This is a genomic window from Mobiluncus curtisii subsp. curtisii ATCC 35241, assembly GCF_000146285.1.
In the GTDB taxonomy this organism is placed as follows: Bacteria; Actinomycetota; Actinomycetes; order Actinomycetales; family Actinomycetaceae; genus Mobiluncus; species Mobiluncus curtisii.
This window is the reverse complement of sequence record NZ_GL385912.1, coordinates 1494837-1512601: the sequence shown is the minus strand read 5'-3', so window position 1 is coordinate 1512601 and position 17765 is coordinate 1494837. Positions and strand designations below refer to the sequence as shown.

At 52.9% G+C, this 17765-nt stretch carries 13 protein-coding genes; 4 read left to right on the top strand and 9 right to left on the bottom strand.

The window, feature by feature from the left end; translation table 11 throughout:
• Positions 1-7: 7 nt before the first annotated feature.
• From dcd to HMPREF0574_RS06595, 7 genes are all read right to left on the bottom strand, one after another.
• Complete coding sequence (gene dcd / locus HMPREF0574_RS06620; RefSeq protein WP_004007949.1) at positions 8-628, bottom strand: dCTP deaminase; 621 nt, start codon at positions 626-628, stop codon at positions 8-10.
• Between the two features lie 18 nt (positions 629-646).
• Positions 647-1228, bottom strand: a complete 582-nt coding sequence (locus tag HMPREF0574_RS06615) for an FKBP-type peptidyl-prolyl cis-trans isomerase (protein WP_004007948.1) — start codon at positions 1226-1228, stop codon at positions 647-649.
• Between the two features lie 190 nt (positions 1229-1418).
• The gene (locus HMPREF0574_RS06610) at positions 1419-2339 is read right to left on the bottom strand and encodes a class C sortase (RefSeq protein WP_050748352.1); all 921 of its coding nucleotides are present in this window, start codon (positions 2337-2339) and stop codon (positions 1419-1421) included.
• Positions 2308-3255, bottom strand: coding sequence for a pilin N-terminal domain-containing protein (locus HMPREF0574_RS06605; protein WP_004007946.1), 948 nt, complete (start codon positions 3253-3255; stop codon positions 2308-2310). The genes HMPREF0574_RS06610 and HMPREF0574_RS06605 overlap by 32 nt, the downstream gene beginning before the upstream one ends.
• A gap of 24 nt (positions 3256-3279) precedes the next feature.
• A complete protein-coding gene (locus HMPREF0574_RS06600; RefSeq protein ID WP_036324948.1) occupies positions 3280-4734 on the bottom strand; it encodes a SpaH/EbpB family LPXTG-anchored major pilin in 1455 nt (484 codons plus the stop codon).
• A gap of 75 nt (positions 4735-4809) precedes the next feature.
• Positions 4810-5709 carry a hypothetical protein gene (locus HMPREF0574_RS09850; RefSeq protein WP_004007944.1) on the bottom strand — a complete coding sequence of 300 codons (900 nt, stop codon included), beginning with the start codon at positions 5707-5709 and terminating at the stop codon, positions 4810-4812.
• 2 nt (positions 5710-5711) lie between these two features.
• Positions 5712-11183, bottom strand: coding sequence for a DUF5979 domain-containing protein (locus tag HMPREF0574_RS06595; RefSeq protein WP_236585950.1), 5472 nt, complete (start codon positions 11181-11183; stop codon positions 5712-5714).
• Here HMPREF0574_RS06595 and HMPREF0574_RS09845 point away from each other — a divergent pair, their 5' ends adjacent.
• Positions 11184-11351: a hypothetical protein gene (locus HMPREF0574_RS09845; RefSeq protein WP_236585951.1), complete on the top strand. Its 168-nt coding sequence runs from the start codon at positions 11184-11186 to the stop codon at positions 11349-11351.
• 59 nt (positions 11352-11410) lie between these two features.
• Here HMPREF0574_RS09845 and HMPREF0574_RS09840 read toward each other — a convergent pair whose 3' ends face one another.
• A complete protein-coding gene (locus tag HMPREF0574_RS09840) occupies positions 11411-12427 on the bottom strand; it encodes a hypothetical protein (protein WP_236585952.1) in 1017 nt (338 codons plus the stop codon).
• Positions 12428-12767: 340 nt separating this feature from the next.
• On the opposite strand from HMPREF0574_RS09840, the gene HMPREF0574_RS06590 reads away from it, so the two are divergent.
• Positions 12768-13205, top strand: a complete 438-nt coding sequence (locus HMPREF0574_RS06590) for a hypothetical protein (RefSeq protein WP_236585953.1) — start codon at positions 12768-12770, stop codon at positions 13203-13205.
• A gap of 54 nt (positions 13206-13259) precedes the next feature.
• On the opposite strand, the gene HMPREF0574_RS06585 is transcribed toward HMPREF0574_RS06590, so the two are convergent.
• On the bottom strand, positions 13260-14897 hold the full coding sequence (locus HMPREF0574_RS06585) for a hypothetical protein (RefSeq protein ID WP_004007940.1): 1638 nt from the start codon (positions 14895-14897) through the stop codon (positions 13260-13262).
• 432 nt (positions 14898-15329) lie between these two features.
• Here HMPREF0574_RS06585 and HMPREF0574_RS06580 point away from each other — a divergent pair, with 432 nt between their 5' ends.
• Both HMPREF0574_RS06580 and HMPREF0574_RS06575 read left to right on the top strand, forming a co-directional pair.
• The gene (locus HMPREF0574_RS06580) at positions 15330-16949 is read left to right on the top strand and encodes an ABC-F family ATP-binding cassette domain-containing protein (RefSeq protein WP_004007939.1); all 1620 of its coding nucleotides are present in this window, start codon (positions 15330-15332) and stop codon (positions 16947-16949) included.
• 582 nt (positions 16950-17531) lie between these two features.
• A complete protein-coding gene (locus tag HMPREF0574_RS06575; RefSeq protein WP_004007937.1) occupies positions 17532-17747 on the top strand; it encodes a hypothetical protein in 216 nt (71 codons plus the stop codon).
• Positions 17748-17765 lie beyond the last annotated feature (18 nt).

Sequence of the window (17765 nt, the reverse complement as noted above, 5' to 3'; positions counted from 1 at the left end):
AAGCAGTTCACAGTTCTGGGTCGCAATGAGCTTCAGCTACAATCCCGCGTCCTTCCGGGACCTCTACCTGCGTGAAGTTCAGGTAAGAACGCGAGGCAGTCGGACCGCGCTGCCCCTGGTAGCGGGAGCCTTTCGCCCCTGAGCCATAGGGGGCCTCGGCGGGAGAGGACATTTGGAAGAAGCACAGCTGACCGATTTTCATGCCTGGGTACAGCGCAATCGGCATGGTCGCTGTGTTGGACAGCTCCAGGGTGATATGCCCGGTAAAGCCCGGATCGATGAATCCCGCAGTCGAGTGGGTCAGCAGCCCCAGCCGCCCCAGCGAGGATTTCCCTTCCAGACGCGCCGCGATGTCATCGGGCAGGGTCACGTGTTCAAAAGTAGAACCCAACACGAATTCGCCGGGATGTAAGATGAGCGGTTTGTCGCCAGAATCCACCAGGCGAGTCAGCTCAGCTTGCTCCTTTGAGGGATCAATCAAGCCGTATTTGTGGTTATCGAACAGGCGAAAGTACCGATCTAGGCGAATGTCCACGGAGGCGGGCTGCACCGCGTCCGGGTCCCAGGGATCCAGCACGACTTTGCCTTGAGCTACTAGGGCTCGTATATCACGGTCAGAAATCAACATGGCACTGAGCTATCGTCTCTAGGAAGCAGGCTTAGAATCAACGATTTCCACGTAAAAAGCCAAAGGCGAGTTTGGCGGAATGACGGGCGGGTTCCCCTGTTGACCGTAAGCCATTTCAGAAGGAATCCCGAGGATAACTTTTGCCCCGACCTTTTGCCCTGCCAAACCCTTGGTCCAACCAGGAATCACCTGCTGCAAGCTAAACGATGTGGCTTTTCCGCGGGCAAAGGAAGAATCGAAGATATTACCCTGGCCCCACACTTGTCCCACATAGTTAGCGGTGACGGTATCAGTCTCACTGACCACCGCGCCTGTCCCCTCCTGGACGACCCACGCGGTGTTCTGTTCCGGGGCGGGCATATCCTTGGGGAATCCTACCGCGGTGTCAGCTCCGGAACCGACCACCTGGGGACGGTCGCCCTCGACGACAGCAGCCGGGGTGGACTTGGGTTCTTCGGGAGTGGGGGTGGCAGAGTTGGACGCGGTCGGGCTTTGGCTAGCGGCCTGTTCTTTGGCCTGGGTGGAGCACGCGCTCAAGCTCAGGGTCAACGCCGCCGCGCCAGTGAGCAGAAACAGTTTAGGAACAATTTTCACAGTCATGGTTACACCCTAGCGGAAAATCATTTTCACCCCAGGTAAACCACACCGTGCGTGGTTACCCCACGAGTGACGCCCCGGCTCACACTCACCGATTACAGACTCGCTGATTAGTGCCCGCGGTGTCAATCTGCCCTGGCCACGGTGAATTCTCAATCGGGAAATAGTCGCATCGATTGAATGGAGCATCGCATTACCGTGCTTTCGCGTGCTTTATTCCCTGCTTTCGCGGGTGTTTTTCTTTGCGGCGTCGCCCTTTGCCGCGCCGCCACCACCACAGGGTCAGCAATGCCATCAGCGTCGATGCAACTAAGGCAGCCACCATCCACCACGACCAGGTCAGCATAAAGCCGCTGTTAAAAGCATTCTCTTCATTTTTGTCCAGCGCGGTGCGTTCCCCTGTCACCAACAGACGGTGGGAATTAATCCCATAAGGAGTACAGGTAATCAGTGTCACCAAGTCCCGTCCGTCTTGCCTTTTCAGGGTTCCTATCTCGGTTGGCTCCACCACGACTACGGATACCACACGATATTTCATGTGCAGCCCTGCCACATTCAGATAAAAAGCGTCTCCGACTCGCATTTGTTCCAGGTGATCGAGCAAAGTGGCGTTGGTCAGACCGGTGTGTCCGGTCAACACGGCGTGCGTCCCCGCCCCTCCTACCGGCAGTGATGAGCCGTAAAGATGTCCAATCCCCCGTTCCAGAGTTTTTGGTTCGGTGCCGTGATAAATCGGCAAATTCACACGAATTTTCGGAATAATTAGCTGCCCCATTTGTTCCATCACGTTCAGTTGTTCCAAATACTCCTGGTAGGGATTATTGGTTTGTGACACGCGGGAAAGCCAGGGATCCAGAATCGGCGCGCCGGGGGTTTCCTCGTTGTAGCGCCGAGCTGCCGCCACGGATGCCTCCAGAGCTTCCAAACGCTGTGGTTCCTGGACTTGCCGGGCATAATAAGTCGTAATCTGGTTTTGCCGGTAGTTGTTCCACTGTGTTGCCACTACGGGGTACATAAACAAGGCGATTCCCGCCAGGGCAAACAATAGCGGCACCAGGCGGGAAATCTGACGATTCGATTTTTTACTTGTGTAATGCCTCGGCACTGGCAGCATCCTGGCTCTCTTGGCGGCGTTTCGTCCGCAGCAAAATCCACATCCCGACACCTATGAGAAACAGGGCCATTCCGCCAACCTGTGCGACAATCACCCCGGTTGCGGGCAGTCTCGCCATTATCGTCCCATCGGGCGCAACTAAAATCAGGTCACCATTCGGGGCACGCAACCACACGGATTTTACCGGCGGTTCCTGTTTGTTATGGTCTTTATTTGCGGAATAGGTTTTATTTCCGCCACCAGGATTTGGATTCGCTGTCGGAGTCGGGGATTTAGATTCACTAGGGGTGGGGGTCGGCGTTGTATCTTTTGAGACTTCTCCCGAAACGTATGGACCGGTTCCCGAACCGGATGTCGAACCGGTTGGGGTACGAGGTTGCGGTTTCGGGTTAATCACCAGTCGATAGTTCCACGAGTGTCGGGTTTTATCCGCTACCGGCACGGTGATTAGGAAAGGCGCGATTTTTCCAGAAGCATGTTCCTGTTCTTGGCTAATCAAGTACAGTCCCACGCTGAGGTGGTCAAAGACCGCCCTGCCGTTAGAGTCAGTTGACTGCGTGACCGGCGAGTCTAATTTATCGGCGACTTTTTCTGGGGTGAGACTCTTAATGTCTTGCCAGGATTGAGCCGTAGCCAAAGTAACGCCTGTGACTTTCGCGACCTTGAATGCCACTCCTTGCACGCTGGGCGGTGTCTCATCGTTATAGGGGTTACCTGCCTCTCGGACGAGTGTCAGGGTGCCGGTACCTGTGGGGGCGGCAACGTGCGCGTTAAATAAACTGGCAGGGTCGCCATCCCCTGTGAAGGGGTGAATTGGGGCGGTGGCACGCGTGACCCCTAACGCTCCCGCGGGGTTCACTATGGTAACCACCAGGCATAGCGCCAAAGCTGCGAGCCACCGTCCCATCAGTTTCATCACGTTCTCCTGACTAAATGTGCCTTAATCCTGGTGACGTTTACGCGACATCAGCGCTACGGCAACCAACATCAACACTGCTCCTGCGCTCAGCAGAGCAATTACGCCCGGACCACCTGTCAGAGGGAGCTTGCTAAGGAAGTCGTTATTACTGGTGTTTTTAACCAGGGCTTCCAGCGGTTTATTGTTAGCGCTCTTGATTTTCTCAGCGGTGAATTCGATGGCAGTGGCTTCGGGGTTCAAGGCATAGCCAGTAGGTGCCGTGGTTTGCTCGACGCACAGTTTAGCTAGCGGGCCAATCGGACCAACCTGAGCAGCTGTGGTGGCATCCGTAGCAACTTCCTGACCGGCTACCACGGACTTACCATCCGCAGCACACTTGCCAACCTTAAACTTGCCACCCGTCAGTGCGTTGGTGGTTCCGTCGGTGTTCTTAATCTGTACATATCCAAAGGTGGTCTGGGAGGAATCATCGTCCTTAGTTTCCACACCCTCTGAACCGGGATCGTTGCCGTTGGGGTCTTTCCCACCAGTGTTATTCGTGCCGTCTGCGAGTTTGTAAGCGTAGGCAGCCTTGTTTTTAACGACCTTATCATTGGCTATGTTAGTGACTGTGCCTTTCACATTTACAATCAGCTCACTTTCCGTGCTCCCACTGAGCTTAGTCAACCCGTCACCAACAAACGTTACCTTAACATTCTTATTCGTTTTCGATACCGTGTAGTGAGTGCCTAAAGTCAGGGTTTCAGTCCCCAGGACTACGGACGTAATGCCGCTTTCCGCTACCGTCAAACCGGAATCGGGTTCATCCGTAACGGTAAATGCAGTGAATTTCTTTGTATCGGCGTTATGTTTGGGAATCGGGACGGTAATCTTAAAGGTCATTTCCGCGCCCTCTTTCAGCAGGGTGTCGGCGGGCGTGGCGTTTACTTTTTTGATGCTGCCGATGGTGGCGTTCTTTGGATAGACGTGAATGTCATACATGAAGCCAGTGCCTGTGGGGTTGGTCAGTGGTAGCACTACGATAGCCGGAGCGGCAGTCTGTTTACCTGTCGGCGCCTTGATCTGTTCCAACTTGTACACACCGGGGGTCAAAGGTTCAAATTTGCATGAGCCGTTGGTCTGGGTGGTGCAGTTTTTCGCTCTAAAGTGGGTGTCAGCGGTGAAATTCTTAGTTGTCACCCCAGCGGCTGCCTGCATACCAGCTAAGGTGCTGACGTCTGTAGAGTCCTTGGTCAGCTTGAATTCCGAACCATTAATTATTTGGTTAGTAAGATTGTTGACTTCCGCGCCAGTAGCGGGGACACCGGTATCACCCTCCACTGAGTGCACCGTGATAGACCCCGTTTTGTTCATATCTACCGTGGTGCCGTCTGCGTGTCCCTGCGGCACCCATATGAGCATTGAAAACACGGCTGCCAACACCAGGGCTATCCCCAGACCCATTATTCGTGAAACACCTTCTTTTGCGTTTCGCATGTCAATCCCTCCCGTATATCCATATGTTGTTATGTTTGTCTCGGTTTTGCTACGTTGAATCCTCATGCCGGTTCCCTAGGCTTCCTTTCCTGAAGTAAAGTCCTCGCGTCTGGGTAACCGCCACATCAGTATCACTGCCGCCCCCATCAGCATTCCGGCGCTACCCAGCATCCACGGCAGCTTGCCTCCGGTGAGCGGCAGGGTCCCAAATCGAATGTCACCAATCTCTAAATCCCATTTCACGAAGTCTGTTGCATTCAGCGAATTGAGGTCTTGGCTGGAAGTGTATGGCTCCGTGGCATTGGGTGAGCTGGACGGGGTGGGGTTACTTGATGAACTGGGCGTACTACCGGCGGTGCTGCCTGGGGTCGTCGTCAGTTCTCGTTTGCTCAATGTCACCAAGCCGCTATGCTGGCTCTTTTCAGACAGAGTCACCACGGTGTCGAATTCGGGATTCAGATTTTTACCGTTTTTCTTATCGGCGATACTGACATCGAATTGATAGCGCTGCCACAGCAGTTCAGCTCCGTTAGCCCCGGTGTTAGTGGTACCGACCCAATACGTTCCGGGAGCGAGGATGGCACGGTACCAGCCCGAAGCCTGTCCAGATGAGTCCAAATCCGGCGTAAACGAAACCTGAGACTTCGCGGCGGGACTTGTGCCAGCGGTGACTGCGCTGACTGGCTGTGTGTACAAGTCAAACTTCGCGTCCTTTACCGGATGGTGTTGGTCGTCAACTCGGCGCACATAAATTTCTGCCCCGTGCATATAGACAATATGACCAATAATCACGTCTAACGGATTGTCTTTACCGTTGGTCTGACCACCTAATTGGACGGTAAAGCTGCCATCGGCACCGGTTTGTTTAACAATTTTTTCTACAGTCTTGCTGGTAATTCTAGGTTTACCCTTGGGTTGACCGTTTTTATCTATATTCCACAAGTCCGGTTGGTTGGTTACCTGGTTAGTCACCACATTCAGATAGTTCTGTGCTGCCGGGCGACTCGGTTGGTGTCCGGTGACGGTGCATGAGGTTCCGCGGGTACTACTCGTTTAACACACTGTTTGGGAGCGGGGGCAGGTCCTCCTGGCTGGCTAGACACAGCTGTCCCCCCGCCGGACGGAGCTCTATCGCAGGGCTCACTGGTATCCTGCCCCAGACTGACCCGGTCACCCAGACTTATGCCTTCGAGCTTGCGCGTTGCCCCATCGAAAGTCATTCCCGGAAGTTGGGGATAATTGCAGGTGTATTCGTAGGTAAACTTAGTGCCCGGCGCGATTGCCTCATCGGCTTTTGCCCCGTAAGTATAGGTGCTCAGGCTCAGCTCCTGGCGTTCTGTAAAGTACCAAGTATCAAAGGTGAGTTTCGCTTTCAACGGTGTGGCTTTTTCTCCCGCTTTAGCAGGGTTTGCCGGCTGACTGCTATTCCCCGAAGCGACGCCGTTCGGCGCGGTGGCACCAGAATTTCCCGAGTTAGCTGTCGCACTAGGATCTTTTTCAAAAACTATCGGTTTGGCTTTGAGCTGACCGGGATCGCGCTCGGCAGACTTACGTTGGTTACGGAAACGACCTGCCAACTTGGCATCGCCCTGCACCATGCTGCTGGTCAACAGCTGCACTGCCGGATATCCGGCTATTGGATCGTTCCCCGCATTGTTTAACCAAAATGCGCAACTCGAGCTGGCAGGAATAAATTTAGGCTGCCCGGAGCCCGCTGTGCCACTACTGGCGGCATTCGGGTCTGCGGCTGCGAAAAGCTGAACCTCTCGGTTCACGCCCAGCGCAACTTCTCCCTGATAGGTAAGCGGGCGAGTTTTCTCTGTTCCGCCGTCCTGGTATTTTTCCTTCAGGTACTGATCCTGGCATTCATATGCGAGTTTATAGCTAAGCGCGTGAGCATCGTTTAGCTTCCCGCCCAAGTTGTAGTAACCGCTGACATTGTCGATGAGCTGGTGCGCTACCGTAAAGTCCACACCCGGTCGGGACAACAGATTTGTCAAAGTGAAACCGACAGTGGCACCTTCCTGGAGTTTTGCGGGCATCTGGAAAGCCGCAATATAGTTTTCATCTGCCCCTTGGAACAGATTCCTATCGTCTGCCGTATATTCCTTAAACTCGATTTTCTTTCCAGTAGCGTCGGGATCGTCGCGGGAAGTAAAGAATTCCTGGAGTTGCTCTGTGGTGGCAGAATTACTTTTTACTGGCGTGCTGCCTGTTGTTCCCGTGCCTAAATCTGCTGGGGCGCTGGATTGTGGCTGGATACTGTCCGGACCGCTGTCTGCACTGAGTCGGATGGTAGCCAGACCATCACCCAAAGAGAACATCTTTTGCGCGATAACGCACTTATAATTCACCGGTAATTTGACATCACTGGTGGCATCTATGCGACCCAACCTCAGTGCGTCCGGAGTCACCTTGAATTCCAGATCTGCGTTAATCACGTTGCGACCCTTCGTGGACTGGGAAGCTACCAGTCTCTTGTTTTGGTCACGCATAGCAGGAGGTTGACAATACAACCGCGTGTGCAGAGTTTGTCCGGCGAGCAATTCTTTACCGTTTCCCTCCAGCTTCATTGTCAAACGCAGTTTCTTCGCCTTATCAAAGGTGTAGTTGTTCCACGCCACTACCGTACCGGCGAAGTTTTCCGGGAATTTTTGTGGAACCTGGGGATTCAAAGGAATTCCGTGGTCGTTTGTAGCATTCTGTTTATCTTTATAGAAACTATTAGCCTGAGACGATGTGTCTGTAGGCAAAAATACCTTTGCCCCGCCCAAACCGTCATTATTAGTTTCCGAGGTCGGAGTACACTTTTTCGAATCAGCCTCGCACTTGGCAGCGGGTTCACGACCGCGATAGCCAGCGGCAAGCTCCCAATAATTATCCAGACGCGAAGAATCGACTTTAGCGGCGGCGTCCTCGTAAACTGTGCAGACCGCACCGGCTAGTAGGGCGTCGATAGGATGCCATTCACCCTGCTGGAACCGCACGATGTCACCGGTTTTTTCGGTCTGCAAAGTACCGCTGAAACGCTTTTCGAGGTCTTTCTTGAGGTGTGCGGCTGCGTCCCAGGCACTGTTGTTGCCATTGACCACTTCGTAGGCTTCAGCTGTTTTATCGTTAATGTTAGCCGGCGCGGGAAGATCTATAGTTTCACCATTCAATGTGCACGAATAATGAATCTTAAACTGGTATTCCGCTGGAATCGCGCCGACGCCCTCGCCACCGACTTTCTTTTTAACATTAAAGGATGCCAATTGGACACGGTATGTATTACTCAGCGTTGCCGAAAATTCATCACCTGCGGTCCAGTCCAATGTCACGGGAGCCTGCGGGTCAGCGCCTGCCACTTTCGCATCAAAATTTTTCGCAGTTGCGCCGGCAGGACCGCTCGGGCTCCATTTCGACTCTTTGAGGTCGGTACCCGCAATTTTTAGAAGTCTTGGGCTGACTGCCGCTTGACACTTCCAGCCACGAGGCACCTGAGTCTGTGCGAAGTTGCCCTGGGGGTCGAGATTTACGGGTCGAGAAACAGTATCGTTGCCCAGTTTGCAGGTTACTTCATTAGGCACTGCGCTCATGCCTTTCAAAAGGGCCGCTTTCCAGGAATCAGGCACCTTCACTCCGGTATTGGCATTTTCGTCTGCGCTGGTCCACATCTGGGGTGTATCGAGGCGGAATTTCGCCGTGGATTGAGCCTCGCGGAAGCTATGAGCCAGCACCAGAGAAGTACCCGTCTGATTGGAACGCGGGGTTGTGAAATCGAACTCTTCAGCGGGTGAATTGGCTGCCGTCAGCTTGTTTCCGGCACCAGCTTTGAACTCGGTCGTGCCCTCAATCTCGGTGGGCCAAGTATTGAACACCTTTACGTGCAGCTTACATGCAGTGTTTTCCGGCAAATTCGTACCACTAATGGTAGACGGTACCGTCATGTCCAAATCTAACGTTTTAGTCCAATAACTTTGACTTCCACAGGTTATCTCCGCAGAAACATTCCGTGGCAGTTTCCCTCTTACCGCACCGTAAGCCGGCCACTGCTTTACTCGCGAAAATATAGTGAGTTCCCCGGCAGTGAGATGCGAAAACGAAGATTCGACGGTGCTCTCATTACTGCCTGGGTTAATCGTGACTTCCACCGGTTTTGATGCCACCTGTATGTAATGCTCCGATGGTCCCGCATTCGGGTCATCCTGGGTTTGCACACTAAATCCACTGGTATCGGCGCTGACAACACATTTGGAACCCGCGGATAGGTTCGGTATCACAGATGTGTCTCCCGGATGCAACTGCACGGACTGGGTAGTAACTTTGCCATCCAAATCAGTACAACGAAGCTCTATATTGCGATTTTGGTTCTGAATTTGTTCTTGCATCGCGGAGGTCAGGTTATTGTCATATGTGCCTTTGTGGGTAATTTTCAGGCTTCCCGGCGTGTACTCCAGGGTGTTTTCCACCTCAACCTGATGGGGCTTCGACAAATCTTTCAGCGGAGCTATTTCCTGAGTCCGAGGAATCGTGACTGTAACATTACGTATCTTGGTTTTATTGGAATTAGTCTCGCTCAGCTGACAGTTAGCCGCTGCGGGTACTCCCTGTATCGTTCGTGGCTCTCCGGGCTTCACGGTGAAGGTGTAGGAACCATCATTGCCACGGGTGAGACCGTTATCATTTACAGGTAATTTCACCCGTTCCTGCTGGCAACCTAACTTCATTTCGTAAGGCGTGGCGAGACCCTGGCTAATCGCCGAGCCTTTCAAAACTTTGGAAACTTCCAATTGTCCATGTTGACGATAAAATTCTTGGGTTAATTTGATGGTGTGCTCTCTATCACTGCCGACCCAGAAATAGTTTTTACCGCACTCAATTTCTCCGTCACCGGGTTGATAGTCATGACCCGCGCATACGGTAGAGGAGTATTTCTCAGTACTGGTGAAACCGGGCAAATCGAGCGGACGTCCCGTGCTTTGCTGTTCAGCCTCCGGAGGCGCCACCGTAGAAAACAGGCAGTGTGTTCCTACCGGCCAGGTCGGAACCTTGACTTCCTGACCGCCCTGTTTCGGCAGTTCACCTCGCTCGTTAACTCCTTGGTAACCGATGTAGGCTTCGCCGGTGGCTTCCCCTTGCTTGACGGGAACATACATCCACCCACTTTGCACCGGGGTAGGAATGTAGCCCTGATTAGTTTCCGGTAATTCCAAGGGTTTCTTCGGGTCGGGCATAAACCGGCAGTTGTAGTAAACCGGCACCAGAGTTACGCCATTACGTGCGGTTTTAGCTTTTTCTTTAGCCAAAACCGTGTCGTAGGCAGGATCGTTCTCGGGATTATCTAATTTCAGGGTGAAATGAATTCCTGCCTTGCGGGAACGGTAAGTAGTCGTGGAAACCAGTTGGGAAATCGGAGAAACCCCAGAAGCGGTAATACTGCCTTGTTCATAACGGATAGTGGCACCAAAAGTGTGACCCCCGGTTGCTTGTTTATCCTTGTTTTGCGCCTGACCTACGCTCCCGGGGTGTTGCTTTTCCTGGTCCGAGGCGTTAGCGGGGATCTCTATCTGATAGTTACGTCCCTCCACACGATTTTCTGAGGTATAGAGTTGGTTAGCCTTTGCCGCGTTTTCTCGCTCGTCTGCGTAATAGCCTGCGGGCAGTTTAATCTTTTCTGTAACCTCACACTTGGCTCCTACAGGCAGCATCGACTTTGGCTGATTGTTCTCAGTTATAGTTTTGCCGATTCCCAGGGGTTCCCATTCGTAGAGGTTGTTGACCTTTCCTTTTATCTCCAGAGTACGTTTACCTGCGGGAATTCCCTCACTGGAAGAAATCACTTTGTTGACATCATGGTTCAGGGGATCAACGCATTTCCACGCGAATTCGTATTTCGCTCCCGGCTTAGTCACCACTTGATTGTTTTCTTTTACTTTCCCCGGACCCAGCACAGTATTTATCGGGTCGTCTTTAGCAGTGATGGCACGCTTGACAATCTCTACTTCCTGGAAAGGACGGGAATACACCGCACACTTAGCTAGCTGATATCCGGCGCGGCTCACATTTAGCTGTTCATCCGTGAATTTAAAACCAATAGGGATACCATTTGGGTCATTAATGTCTTCAGGATAGAACGTCTCCGGTTTTTTCCCCGCGTTCCACCCATGGCAGCGGGCATTATGCAGTTTATGATCCGTGCCTTTGAAAGGCGTAATCTGCTCGCGGGGCGAGGGTTGGGTAAACTTAACTTCTGTGACCTGACCATCCGCACCATCATGATCAAAGAAGCCGTCCGCGGCGGTTTTCACGGAGGTATCGTTGCCGCCCGCAACTTTGATGCTAAATTGTCGATTCGCGTTGGGCTTGATAAAGCGTAAATCTTGGTCAACCTGGTCATTAATTACCGCTAGACCTTGAGCCTTCTGTAACCAGTCCACCACAGTTTTACCGAACTTACCATCACGCACGTGGTTACAATATTGGTTTCCATTGTTTCCACCGAGCTTAATATCTTGGGCAAAGCCATCTCTTTTGGGAAGGTCAAGCGTCCCCAAGCCGTGCCAATTGTTACACGCCTCCACAATCTTTTTACCGTCATATCTCCCATCTATCATGCTTCTATCGCTGTGGTATAGCCCCAAATTCCCGGCGTGACGAATGGTCACCCACTGGTCTTTGATGCTCTCAGGGATATTCAACTTAACATGGTCTTCGGCTCCCAGCGGACCGGGGACAATGGTGCCTTCGATTTTTCACCCAGCATGTACCCCGCATACTGAAAAGCGCGGTCGTTGATTCCCCAGTTGACGTACATATGCATGAGGCGCAGCTTGGCACCTTTTTTCTGAATTTCGTAGGCTTTCACCGCGGCTGCAATTGCAGGGTCGCTCTTGTACGTCCACCGATGCGGCTCGGTGATAGCTGAGGTGCCATCATCCTTAAGCGCACCAGATTTCTTTAGGAATTTCTTTTGATCCTCGGTGAGGTTTTTTATGACGTCCGGACATCCCCCATCGTGTACCCCACATTTGTTTGGCATACCCACGGTAAAGAGGAACACGTCCGTGTAGTGGTACTTATCCATATCGTTCAGTACCTTTTGCAATCCCTGCTCCTGGTTGGACACGTCGTCAGCAGCGGTGCCATCCCCTTTACGCCTTCCCGTACCGTCGGTGGCATCCAAGGAGTCCAGTTTCGCCATCACTTTGTCGAAGCCATCTTTGTTTTCCAGTGATGTCGCGGGCAAATCCGGGGTGTTTGCCCAGGCTACGTTTTGGTACCTGTCAGTACGGTCAAAACGGTCAAAAGTGTATATCCCCACCTGTACCGGGGCGCCCTCCAAGTTTTTCAGATATTTTTTAATCTGTTCGGACTGGTCGAAGTTACGCGTGGTTTTTTGATTCCTGCCCTGAGGTATCCGGTTTCCGCCCATGGTCTCCCAGGTGTAGCGCGGATCAAAATCAAAAACCAGCGCGATACGTCCCTGCTTCATTTTTGACACTTGGCTCATGTCCGTGTCCCGGGGAAAGGACTGTGGCCAGGGATCGTTGTCTGTCCCAATCGGTCCGGTGTTAGGCTTCGCGGATTGCCCAGTCGCCGCCGCCGCGTTCTCGGCAACCGTCAGTGCAGGCAAGGTAAAAGCCAAGGCAGTTAGCACTATGCACGGTGCCAGCACAAAACTTGCCAGACGCTTTGTTCGCATAGAAGCCATTGCAATCCTTCCCTGAACGCTCGTGGTCATAATCCGTGATTCTTTTTTTCGTGCCATAGTATTGCTAGCGATACACACACGTCAATACCATGGCATATAAAAAAAATCACTTTGACTTAACAAATAAGGTCAGATTGACCTAAAATCGCTCCCTAAATTGCTTTGAACAGTAGAAATGCGATATTAATGTTAAAGAATTTGCCCTTCAAAACCATCATAATCTGGTTTGACGGCACCGCCAGTGGCACTGCACCTTAAACGTCCCGCCCCACCCTGCTGCGGCAGCCCCCACAGACTCCCGGACCATACCCTCTTGATTGATAGAAATCGAAGTGAGAAAATGCCACCTATGAAGGAACTAGCTAATCAGCGTAGCAAAGTGTCGCGGTTCGCCACGCTCGCAATCATTGTCGTTCTCGGTATTGCCACGTCGGCTGTTCTGTTTAAGGTTTTGGGAGAGCCGGTCATCCCTCGGTGGTGGGCAGTCTTTTCTTTCGTGATACTGATAATGGCAAGCGTTCTGGCAGGGAAACAAACCGTGAATGTAAACCAATCATGGGTTTACGTAGTTGACGTGTTGCTGGCTGTGCTTCTCGGAATCGCATTTTTGACATCTCAGGAAAACGAGCCGCTTTCCGGCTTTGCCGCGTTTGCATGGAATCTTTTCAGCCTGCTCGTCATCGCTTCCTGCGCCGCGCACTACCTCGATAAACGCCACCCGAAAACCCCAAAAGATGCCGTGGCATCCCCTGACCCCGAGACACCTAGCGAACACTAGCGCCCCCAGGGGGCTAGCTAGTAGGGAGCACCGACTGACTCGCGCTTAGTGTTCCTATTTGTATCCGAGGTAGCCCCCGATTCCGTTGCCATCCCCCGGAGAAGTGGCATAAAGCCGATGCTGATATTCGGTGAAATAAGGAATATTTTTGTATTCCTGGCTCCACAGTCTCACAAATTCTCCATCCTTCCAGGCAAAGGATGTGAGCTTTATTTCCGCATTTTCGTAATTGCAAGTCTCGAGAATGAAACCATTATCGGTACGGTGGACATCTTGGACATTTCTAAGATCCCCCATCGGCACGGATTTGCCGGTATTGGTATCAAGCAACAGCCCCTTGTTACCCTCCGGGGCTCCGCCACCGCCGCAGAGGAAGTTCCACCCCCAAATGAACTGTTTATCCGCTCCTAAGGCACAGCCGATTGCGGCATCCTCATTGGTCCACAGTTCCTGACCGTTCGCAGGATCCAGACGCGTGGACTTCTTCAATTTGTAGTCGTCTGTAAACTCGTAGGAAATCGCCAATACCACCCGTTCATCGTCTGTAATCGAGAAAAATGCGTTGTCATAAGTCTGGGAAAGCGGCGTGCCTTGTGCGTCCACTATAACCGCATGTTCCACAGAGGTGTCCCCGCCTGTTTCTGTGTAGTACTCAACGGCAAAGTTGCCTTTTGCTAACGGTGTGAACGAATAGGAATCTTCCTCCAGATTCTCAATCGAATCGATGAAAGTCTGTGCCCCTGCAGGTTGCGAGCCATCCCGCAAGTTAAACAGCTGACCCCAGTCTTCACCCTCCCATGTCATCCTGAGCCACCCGGAATCATATTCCCGAACACCGTACCCACAGTCCTCCACCGGCTGGCTCCATAGTTTCTCTTTGGCACTGGCCACGCCTTCGTAGCGGGTAAGCTCGCTGTTCTCGCAGGTCACGAGGCCACCATCCTTTAGTATCTCCATGAAAGAACTGACTTCATCGAGATTCAGTTCTTTCTTGGTAACAACTTTGCCGTCCTTGGCAGAAATCACGGCATAGTGGGTTGTTGTATCGGAAGAGCAGCTCATCAGTGCCAAGTTAGAGTTCGATTCAGCCTGATAGGCAAACAAAGCATCATACTCTGAGTCACAGTTCAGCGCCTTGATAGCGTCATCACTGCGCCAGACCTCTTTCTGCGACTTGAGACTAAACGCCCAGACCTCATCTCCGTCCGTAGCCAGCAGTGTGTCCCCAATAAAGGCGTAAAACTTGCCGAGATCATTGCCCATGTCTATGAGTTCCGGTTCTTTCTCGGACTGGGTCAGCCCGGAGATAACATCGTCTGGAGACGCACTCGCAGACCCACCCGCTGCCTTAGAGCCACCGGGCAAGGAAAGAACCCCAGTAAACAACAGGATAAAAAGCACCACCGCCAACACCAGAACCAGCGAGACAGCCAAAATACCAATTACCAGCCCTCGGCGCGACTTAGTCGCCGGGGCAGCCGCCAACTGCCCATTCGCAACCACGTATCCCGAAGGCGCCTGATAGACCGGCTCATTTGGCGCTGTCGGTTGATTCTGGAGTGCCGCCGGCTGGTTTGAGAAAGTGGAGGGCGCCGGCCCAGAAGCCTGCGGCGGGACTCCGTTGGGTGTCTGCGGCGGAACGCCGTTGGGGGCACCATCGGGAGGGAAACCGGGGTATTGCTCAGAAGTCATTGCCGTGTCTTTCCTATTTCTATCTTTTCGCGTCTTTAACGATTCACCCTCACGAGGTATCGAGAGCCTAAAAAGCCGCCGAGTTGTGCGTTTCCCATAGAACCACACAGCCACCACAAAACATTCTATGCATCCACACAGGCGATTTCGGGACTACCACCGCCCATATCTCAACGCAAAAACACCTCGAGCACGTCCAGCCAACAACCGCCCATCACCACCGCGCCCGCAACTTAAAACGCGACAAAACCGCCCTTGTGACAGGGACGCCGGCACCTAAAAAACAGTAGCTGGCACGAAAGCAATGAGCTAAAATTGGAGCTGGTCCTTCGCCCACCCCTTCTATCGAGGAGATATCTTCCGATGACCAGGTAATCTCTACTCAGCCTGGCTGAGACGCTTCCCGTTAATTCTTGCGTCCTGGAGATTACTATGCCTGCCATCAACCTCGTTAATATTTCTTTTTCCTATGCGACCGTCCCGGTGCTCAATGATGTCACTTTGCACGTCAGCGACGGTGAACGCGCCTGCCTGGTCGGACCCAACGGGTGTGGCAAAACTACACTGCTGCGTATCGCTTCGGGCGACCTGTCGGCACAGCAGGGCAAAGTCGAGGGAACCGAATCGGAGAGCTTCCGGGTTCCCAGCATCGAACAGTTTGATGGTAGCGTCGGCGACTACCTCGACGCCGCGCTGTGTCCACTGCGGACCATAGCTGGCCAGTTCGCAGAGGTAACTGTGCGAATCGGCGAGGGCGCCGCGCTTGGCGAGTGGGAGCGAGAGTATGACCAGCTGCTGGCCCAGATGACGAGTTTTGATATTTGGTCGCTCGATGCTCGGGTAGCCGAAGTGCTGGCCGGGCTCAGTTTGATATCTTTCACAAGGTCGGGGCGGAACCGGGAGCTGTCCCGGTTGTCTCCCGGTCAACGCGGCCGCCTGCAATTAGCGGCGACCCTCATCTTGAAACCGGCAGTATTGATTTTGGACGAACCTACCAACCATCTCGACGCTCAGGCACTCAGTTTTCTGACACAAACGGTCAATAGCTGGGGCGGTCCGGTCCTGATGGCCAGCCACGATCGGGCCTTCATAGAGGACACCGCCACGGTGATTTACGATATGGACGTGGAGGTGTTCAATGCCTTGGCGAAGGCCGAAGGGGTGGGCGAAACCGCAGGTCTTTACCGTTGCACTGGGGGTTACTCCGACTATCTGGCTGAAAAAGCCCGTGCCCGCACCAAGTATGTGGAACTGCACGCTGCCCAGCAAGCCGAAACGCGTAAAGTGCGGAGGCATCGGCAGGCGGCAGGAAAAATCTCTCGCGGAGGTGTGCGTCTTGCCAGCGCTGAAGGCAAAGCAAAGAAGTATTTTGCCGACCGTGCCGCCGCGACCGCCACACGTCGGATACGAAACGACGACCAGCGCTTAGACACCTTAGCGGCGCGAGAAGTACGCAAACCCCGTAACTATGAATTGTCCTTCGCGTTTGCCCAGCCTGCCGAGCGTACCGGGGTGGCGGTATCTGCAAGGCAGGCAAGCGTGGAACAGCGCCTCGCGCCAATCAGTTTCGATGTCGTTTATGGCGAACACCTGCTGGTCACCGGCGCTAACGGGTCGGGGAAATCCACGCTCTTGAACTGGATATGCTCTGGACAACCCCCTGCTGACGCCTCGGCAAGCGGAACCATCACGCGCGACAAAGCGATTAGCCTGGTGCCCCAACATTTACCGAAAGTCCGTGATTTTGGATTCACCACCGAAGTCTGGAGAGGGGGAATCGGCGAAGCCGGGAAAGGAATCCTGCACCCCGCAATGTGGACAACCCCAATCCCCGAACTGTCTGCGGGCAACCAGCGCCGCTCACAAATCGCCCTAGCCCTAGCCTCAACCCCTACCATCCTCATCATCGACGAGCCGACCAATTTCCTCGACCTCGACAGTATGCAGGCCTTGGAAGATGCGCTGAGCAGCTGGAAAGGAACCTTGATTATCGCCAGTCACGACCGCTGGCTCATCGACCATTGGCAAGGCTCGACGATTCGCATCCAGTAATGAAACTATCGGTGCGTTCTCCCGTTTCAAGTAGTTTGCGCCATGGTTACCAGTATCCCGAAAAACGATAGTAATTCACCTGTTCAAGTAACCTGCAACTCTTTAGCCGAGTTATCAATACGCCTAGTATCAGACCTCCCGCAACCCCCGCAACGCCAGCGCTACCGCCCAGAACTAGTCCAACCATTACACTTCAAATGGCCTTTAGCCCGAAAACCTGCATGACTCTCGAGCAGCTCTATAAAACTTTCAAAATTTCGCCCCTGGGGGTGGTGTCATAGTGGTTCCAGCGACGGAAAGTATAGCAATCGCAAAAGAAAATAGGAGGCGATTGCCTCCTTGAAGTCGTAAAAAGATGAAACGGAATGCGAAAGGTGTATAAAAATGTCAGGACAAACTTTTGGCATCAAATCCTTGAAATCGCGGGGAAAACTTAAAAATCAACGGAGAAAAAGGATGCTCCCCCACACGTATATAGGTGTGGGGAAAATGATTGACCAAAAAAACCATCAGAAAATCCCCACACGATGTTGTTCAGAGACGGGACGATCCCGACTCAAAGCTCACAGAAAGGAATCTGAAATGAGTGAAACAGAAGAAATCGATGTTTACCCTTTGAGCGACTACCGCGAAGAGCTTCTCAAATTTTGCCCTGAAGCATTGGAATTTGCTGACTTGCAAGAGTACTTCGATTACGCATTCAAAGGTGACGATGCCTACTACGACGAGTGGGGGTATACCCCTGTTCCGTGGGAAAAGGAATACTTGGAGTTGGTATTCAACCGTGAGGATGCCTAAAAGGAAAAGGAACGGACC